General features: G+C 37.2%; 4 protein-coding genes and 1 pseudogene. 4 read left to right on the top strand and 1 reads right to left on the bottom strand.

The features are described from left to right. The first annotated feature begins 36 nt into the window (after positions 1-36). The 4 genes and pseudogenes from AFK68_RS37080 (at position 37) to AFK68_RS20065 (ending at position 7290) form a co-directional block, all read left to right on the top strand. Positions 37-201 (top strand): hypothetical protein, encoded by a 165-nt coding sequence (locus AFK68_RS37080; RefSeq protein WP_168186567.1) that lies wholly within the window; start codon positions 37-39, stop codon positions 199-201. A gap of 1538 nt (positions 202-1739) precedes the next feature. Then, a pseudogene (locus AFK68_RS45815) lies at positions 1740-2755 on the top strand (PAS domain S-box protein); the annotation flags it as partial. A 1-nt stretch (position 2756) separates the two neighbouring features. After that, a partial coding sequence (locus tag AFK68_RS20070) for an EAL domain-containing protein (RefSeq protein WP_246844300.1) occupies positions 2757-6059 on the top strand: 3303 nt, incomplete at its 5' end. Positions 6060-6597: 538 nt separating this feature from the next. Beyond that, on the top strand, positions 6598-7290 hold the full coding sequence (locus tag AFK68_RS20065; RefSeq protein WP_210407515.1) for a diacylglycerol/polyprenol kinase family protein: 693 nt from the start codon (positions 6598-6600) through the stop codon (positions 7288-7290). A gap of 192 nt (positions 7291-7482) precedes the next feature. Here the strand turns inward: AFK68_RS20065 and AFK68_RS45810 are convergent, their stop codons facing one another. Continuing rightward, entirely contained in the window at positions 7483-7827 is a 345-nt protein-coding gene (locus AFK68_RS45810) for an IS200/IS605 family accessory protein TnpB-related protein (RefSeq protein ID WP_371357467.1), read from the bottom strand. Positions 7828-7966 lie beyond the last annotated feature (139 nt).

The raw sequence follows: 7966 nt of genomic DNA, 5'->3' as shown, positions 1-7966 counted from the left end.
TTCGTGCTAACTTTTTAGTCTCAAAGGCTAAAAAATTTGCACTTTTTTCGCGACCATGTGGGCGCTCAACCTCTATATATCAGTGCTTTGAGATTATATTGGCCAGCCCTACGCGACTTATCCCACACTTTACTGATGCACAACCGAAAAATTAATACTAAATTTGCTCAAACGAACAAAAAAGTAATTACCTTAGTTTAATTACTTAATAACTGAAGTGTTATCCAAGGTCTTGCGTTAATGCATGGGAATTGGCATAATTGAATCGCACAACAGTAGTTAGCCCCTCGTTTGATTGGCAAAATGTTTTTGCAGGGTTGCTCACGCATCCCCGTTACAAAAACAACTTCTGCCTTCTAACTTCTGACTTCATCATTGTGGCAGAAAATGGCGTTGCTGAACCAAGGGATGAATCCTTGCATAAAAGGTAAATCCTATCTTTTACCAAAAAATGAGGGCATGAGCCTCCCCTTTTAAGGGGATGAAAAAGCGGTAGGCAAGCGGAGCATTCCGTTAGGATGGGATGGCGTTTCGCTGCGCGACATGTAACGCGAAGCGTCCCGGAGGGACAGGTTTCCCGCTCTTGCAGAGCCGCGAACGCTTTTCATGTCGGCGACAGCCGTTAACGTTTGCGAAGCATTCCGGAACGGAAAGTTGTGCGCCAGCTAAACGCCATATCCAATCNAATCGACCAAGAGAAATATTTAACTCAGTATTTCAAGCCTCCGACTAAGGTCTGAGGTTCACTGATAACTGTTTAGCGTTCCGCACAACGCGCGTTAACGCGGAGCGACATGGAAAGCGGAGCATTCCCTATACGAAAAAGCGCAGCTCCTCCGCAGGAGGCTAACTGAAATGACTTCCTCCCACAAATAAGCAACGCCCAGAAAATAGACTGGAACTAAGTTTTCTAGAACTTTGAACTTTGAAAGCAAGTAGACAGCTAAAAGTAGAGATTTATTTTTCTAATACGTTGTCGTAGGGGTTTGCTGACCAAACCTCTACCGTTACGGTAGCAAATAGTTACCTCTTCTTGCCTCTCCCTGTTCCCATATCCAGTATTCCTACCCTTTTTTTATCTTTCCTTGACCAATAATCTCTGTAGTTTCACTGAATACCAACTTTTATTTTAAAATAAGTAGTAGGGACAATTTATCCATTCCCTCTACAAGATGTTCCATCTGGGCTGAAAACCCTGATTTAATCCTTTTAAGCTCTTGTCTTTTTTTAAAAAAACAATTGGCTGTGAATCCTCAAGTCAAGTAAAATCAATAAATCTTCATAATCCCAGTTAAGAAAATTTATATTCTCTAGAAAAAATACTTTACAATATAATTATCTGAGCCATGTCCTAATTTGATGTTAGAAGTTTATAAATTTAACTTTTATGATTAGGGATCGTTATCTACGATAAATTATCTAAAAAGTTGCCATTCATTAAAGTCAAGAAAAAAATATCAAAAATACTAAAAAAAATATCAAAAATATCAAATAGAACATGGGAATAAACAAAAATATATAGTTTAAGTAAGCCATGAAAAAAAAACAAAAAGAGACTGAAAAACTATGGGAAACAATTGCTAAACTAATGCAGGGGGCAATGTCGATTAGCCGTGCAGTTGATGGTGTAATTCTCTTCAGTAACGAATTATTTAGACTTAAATTTGGTATTNAAAAAAAATATCAAAAATATCAAATAGAACATGGGAATAAACAAAAATATATAGTTTAAGTAAGCCATGAAAAAAAAACAAAAAGAGACTGAAAAACTATGGGAAACAATTGCTAAACTAATGCAGGGGGCAATGTCGATTAGCCGTGCAGTTGATGGTGTAATTCTCTTCAGTAACGAATTATTTAGACTTAAATTTGGTATTCCTAACCACAAATCAATCGATCTTCCAATATCTAATTTTTATTCTAGTCCTGAAGAATATGAATTATTGCTCGTAAATCTACATCAAGAAGGTCTGATACGCGGTCGTGAACTGCCTATCAAAAAAGCAGATGGCACATTTTTCTGGGCCAATATATCAATGTGTTCGATACAATTCAATGGGGAAACCGCAATACTATCTATATTTTCGGATATTTCAGAACACAAACTTACTCAAAAATCACTGCAAAGACAAGCTTTAACTTTTGAGCATATCTACGATGGGGTAATTCTCACGGATGTTCAGGGTAATATCGTTGACTGGAACCAAGCAGCAACCAGAATGTTCGGCTACAGTAAAACTGAGGTATTGGGCAAGACTCCAGCAATTTTACACCAACCAGAAGTATCTTCTACGTTAACACCAGAAATAATTGAGGGGATGAAGGCCAATGGTAAGTGGGTAGGAGAAATTAACTTTATTCGCAAAGATGGCAGCGAGGGTCTCTGTGAAACAACGGTTGTACCAATGCTAGATAAATCTCATCAAATTCTTGGAACTATAGGAGTTAACCGAGATATCACTGAACAAAAACGAGCGCAAGAGAATGAAAATAAATTGTTAGAGTCGCTCAAATATCGTGAACGTCTACAAGCATCAGTCGCACTAATAGGACAAAAGGCGCTGAAAACATCAAATATTTATAAACTAATTGATACAGCAGTTGCCATAATTGCCAAAACTTTAAATGTAGAATTTAGCAAAGTGTTAGAATTGTTGCCTGGTAATCATGCTTTTCTCCTTTGTGGGGGTGTAGGTTGGGAAAAGAATTTAATAGGTAAAGCTACAGTTAGTGCTGGGGCAAAATCCCACGCAGGNCTAATAGGACAAAAGGCGCTGAAAACATCAAATATTTATAAACTAATTGATACAGCAGTTGCCATAATTGCCAAAACTTTAAATGTAGAATTTAGCAAAGTGTTAGAATTGTTGCCTGGTAATCATGCTTTTCTCCTTTGTGGGGGTGTAGGTTGGGAAAAGAATTTAATAGGTAAAGCTACAGTTAGTGCTGGGGCAAAATCCCACGCAGGTTATACTCTTTTAGCAAATCAGTCAGTCATTGTCAAAGATTTGTTTGTGGAAACACGTTTTCCTGGTTCGCCCTTGCTACATAACCACCGAATAGTTAGTGGTGCAACTGTAATCATACCTCACTTAGAAATCATAGAATCTCAAAATAGCAATTGCCATCACCCTCAAAAAGCTTGGGGTGTTTTGGGAGTGCATACTCAACAATATCGAGAGTTTACCCAAGATGATATTTACTTTCTCGAAGCGATCGCTAATATTCTAGCAACTGCTATTGAACGTCATGCTAACGAGGAACGTTTGCAAGTATTGAAGCGGGCTATTGATAATAGTAACAACGGCATCGTCATTACTGATGCTACTCAGCCAGATAATTCCATTATTTATGTTAATCCTAGTTTTGAGAGCATCACAGGTTATCAGGCTGGGGAGGTGATGGGGAAAAATTGTCGATTTTTACAAGGAAAATACAGAAATCAGCCAGCAATTTCTCAGATGAAAAAAGCTGTTTTACATGGTCAAGAATGTCATGTGATTTTGCAAAATGTGCGGAAAGATGGCACGGAATTCTGGAATGAATTATTCATTGCGCCAGTTTATAACTCTCAGCAACATTTAACACATTTTATTGGCATTCAAAACGATATTACAGAAAGATTCCATTGGGAAGCAGAATTATTTGTCAAAACTAAAGCCTTAGAAAAATTCAGTTCTAGCTTAAAGGAATTGCATAGAATTGCTACCTGTAATCATAATAAGATAGAAGAACTTTTTGCTGATTATCTCCAAGCAGGTTGTAAAATTTTTGGCGCAGAAACTGGAGTTATTGGTGAAGTAAAAGGGGAATTATTTATCATCAAATCTGTACAATCAAACTTGGATTATTTTGCTAGAGGAAAAGACTTTAATTTAGGTGATATTTTATGTAATAAAGTAGTGGCAGAACAAAGAACAATTTTTAGCAATGAATTACAAGAATCAGAAGCAAAAGGTATGCCGATAAAGTTATATATTGCTACTCCAATATTTGTAAACAATCAAATTTATGGTACTTTATCCTTCTCATCTCCCCAAGCCAGAACAAAAGAATTTGAGTTTCACGAACAAGAAATTATTGAATTAATGGCTGAAGGCATAGGTAAATTTATCGCAACTAATCAAGCTGAGGAAGCACTACGAGAAAGTGAGGAACGTTACCGTCGTTTGGTAGAGAACTCGCCAGAAGCGATCGCCGTAAATTGTCTGGAAAAGTTTGTTTATATAAATGCTGCTGGTGCTAAATTACTTGGGGCAAATTCTCCAAGAGAAATTATCGGTCAATCAGTCTGGAAATTCATTCCTCCAGACTATATAGAAATAGAAAAAAAGCGACTACAACAAGTTCAAAAACAAGGAAAACAGACACATTTACAAGAAGAAAAGTTAATTAGACTAGATGGAGAAGTAATAGATGTGGAAATAGTTGGAATACCTTATACTTATGATGGCAAGGCAGCAACCCAGATAATTATTAGAGATATCACCGAACGCAAACAAGCACAAGAAAAACTTGTTTATGAGGCACTTCACGATCCACTGACAGGTTTACCAAACCGCTCCTTGTTTTTTGACCGACTAAGACTAGCATTGCGTCGGTCTAGACAACACCCAAATTATCAGTTTGCTGTTCTCTTTCTAGATTTAGATCGGTTTAAAGTAATTAACGACAGTTTGGGACATACTATAGGAGATAAACTATTAGTAGCGATCGGCAAACGACTACAGAATTGTATCAAAGGTTCAGATACTCTGGCGAGATTAGGAGGAGACGAATTCACGATTTTAATGGAGTATCCACCTGGTATTAACTATGCTACCAGAGTAGCTGTGAAAATCAATCAAGAACTGGCAAAACCTGTATATATTGAAGGGCATGAAGTCTTCACTACAGCTAGTATTGGTATTGTTGCCAGTCGTGGAAATTTTGCTGATAGTGCCGATAGAAATCAGCTTGATATTTGTCCTATTTACAACAACCCGGAAGACTTACTGCGAGATGCAGACATTGCTATGTATCGGGCTAAAGCTTTAGGTAAAGCAAGGTATGAGGTGTTTGATTTGACAATGCACAGCCAAGCTATATCATTGTTAGACCTGGAAAACGATCTGCGACGGGCCGTAGAAATGATTAAACAAAATCCAGCTAATTCTCAATTTCGCTTAAATTATCAACCAATTATCTGTCTATTTACAGGTCAAATTACTGGTTTTGAAGCTTTGCTACGGTGGCATCATCCCACTAAAGGCTTGATTTCTCCAGCTCAGTTTATCCCCATAGCAGAAGAAACAGGTTTAATTGTTCCTCTGGGAATGTGGATATTGCGAGCTGCTTGTCATCAATTAACTATTTGGCAGCAAGAATTTAACTGTCAATATAAAGAGTACAATGGGAAATTGACAACAAATAACACTCAAGAAATGTTCCTGGTCTCTGACTCTTTACCTCACAGACAAAATGGCAATAGCAAATGTTCTTCTACTTGCTCTATATATAATTCTAGCTGTCAATTTCCTACCTCCAATTTGACCATAAGTGTCAATCTTTCTAGTAAGCAGCTCTCGCAAGCAAATTTAGTAGAAGAAATTGAGGATATTTTACAAGAAACAAATTGTCAACCTAATTCTTTGAAGCTAGAAATCACTGAAACTGTAATTATGGAAAATGTTAGTTTAGCCACTCAAATGTTGAATAAACTGAAAAATCAAAATATTAAATTATCAATAGATGATTTTGGTACAGGTTATTCATCATTAAGTTATCTACACCAGTTTCCTATTAATACTCTGAAAATTGACCGTTCTTTTGTGAGTAGATTAGACTTGGATGGGAGTGGTCAGCCATTAAAAATTGTCAGTGCAATAATTGCACTAGCTCATAATTTAGGCTTAGAAATTATTGCAGAAGGAATAGAAACCCAAGATCAAATGCAACAACTTCAACAACTGCAGTGTAACAAAGGACAAGGATATTGGTTTTCAAAACCATTGGAAAGTCACCACGCAACTGAGCTACTTCGTAATTTTCAAAATAAGGCAGTAGGGAGTAGGGAGTAGGGGAGTGGGGAAGTTACTAATTACAGAGGAGGTAGTCGGAAAAAATGTTCCATCTTGAATCATTGCCAAATCTTTCTAAATTCTTTCCCACTCCTGACTCCTGACTCCTTGTCTAATTACACCAATGCTACCAGATTTGACCTCATATCTTGATTATGCAACGCNTTCGTAATTTTCAAAATAAGGCAGTAGGGAGTAGGGAGTAGGGGAGTGGGGAAGTTACTAATTACAGAGGAGGTAGTCGGAAAAAATGTTCCATCTTGAATCATTGCCAAATCTTTCTAAATTCTTTCCCACTCCTGACTCCTGACTCCTTGTCTAATTACACCAATGCTACCAGATTTGACCTCATATCTTGATTATGCAACGCCTTTTTTCTTTTACCGAAATAATTAATAATTAAACAATTAAATAATTAGATAATTCAGGTTTAAAGCCTCCCCTTTCAAGGGGAAAAAATAAATATTTTCCTTATTTGTCAATCCTCTCCCTAAAAGGGAGAGGTAATTATCAATTATTCATTATCCATTATCCATTAATGAAAGTGTCTATCATCACCACATTTCCCAATATTTGGTTCCAAGTTTCTCTAGTCGGAGCATGGTTAGGAATTATTTTAATCCTTGCCGAAACACTTAACCGTTTTGCCAAAGTAGACCCAGAGATGTCGCGAAAGGTCGTTCATATTGGCACAGGTAATGTAATTCTATTAGCTTGGTGGTTGGAAATTCCAGCCTGGGTAGGTATTACTGCGGGAATTATCTCAGCAGCGATCGCCCTTATTTCCTACCGACTACCTATTCTTCCCAGTGTTAATAGTGTGGGGCGCAAAAGTTTAGGAACATTTTTCTATGCAGTTAGTATTGGTATTCTCATCGGTTGGTTTTGGTCTATCCAACAACCTCAATATGCTGCCCTTGGTATTTTAATTATGGCTTGGGGTGATGGGTTAGCGGCTGTTATTGGTCAAAATTTTGGCAAACATCCCTATCAAGTCTGGGGCATGAAGAAAAGTTGGGAAGGCTCCCTAACGATGTTTTTTGTTAGCTATACTGTTTCTAGTTTGATTCTTTTGGCCGTGCAAGGCAATATTTGGCAAACTTGGGTAGTTACTATTCCGGTGGCGTTAGCTGCTACTTTATTAGAGACCTTATCAAAAGTTGGTCTGGATAATTTGACTGTACCTTTAGGTAGTGCTGCTCTTTGCTTTGTCCTAAATCAATTTTTTTAAGATTATCTTTTCCGTGATAGGTTTAATAGTTGATAAAAATATAGTCAAATATGACTAATCCTTATTTTGCAGGCGTTACCCTGACTGGGTGTTAGCGCAGCTCCTCCGCAGGAGGCACTACAACACCCTCTATCCCATGGTCAAAGACAAAAGGGAGCTGCTTTTCTCATTATGTTCAGAGAACCGTTCACATCAGCATTGATTAACCCTTTGCTGGCACTGCGATACAAACCTCTTTGTCTTGATGCAGTCGCTCATGGGGGAAACCCCCAAGACCGCGCTGCATCGCTTTATTCTTTTTCCTGAAAAAGTGACTTGATTTTTTTGGCCTTTCTTGTACACTGGAATCAAATCATTATCTATAAAACTTGATGCGGATGTATAAGATTCTTCTGTAATAATTATATTTATCCCTACTATCTTGGCTTTATAAGATAACATTTCAATTAACTTATTATAGGGAATGGATACAAAATTTTGATTATTTCTTTTCCCTAAATTTATCTTCTGCTTCCAGTCTTCATTATGACCAATTATCAGAGTTCCTCTGCATCTGATTAATTAAAGTATCAATAATCAAACGAGATGCTTTATGAAGGTAATCATTGATTTTAAATTCTCTTTTATTACAAAGCTTTTTTAGTCTCTTACTTGATTGATTTTCCCGGAGTTTAGC

The organism is Hydrocoleum sp. CS-953, from assembly GCF_002260545.1.
In the GTDB taxonomy this organism is placed as follows: Bacteria; Cyanobacteriota; Cyanobacteriia; order Cyanobacteriales; family Microcoleaceae; genus Trichodesmium.
Note: the sequence above shows the minus strand (reverse complement) of the source record. Positions and strands in the feature narration are given on the sequence as shown.

Bases quoted from the DNA above. Each gene is read 5' to 3' on its own strand.
- AFK68_RS20065 (WP_210407515.1), top strand. From the start codon at position 6,598: ATGAAAGTGTCTATCATCACCACATTTCCCAATATTTGGTTCCAAGTT.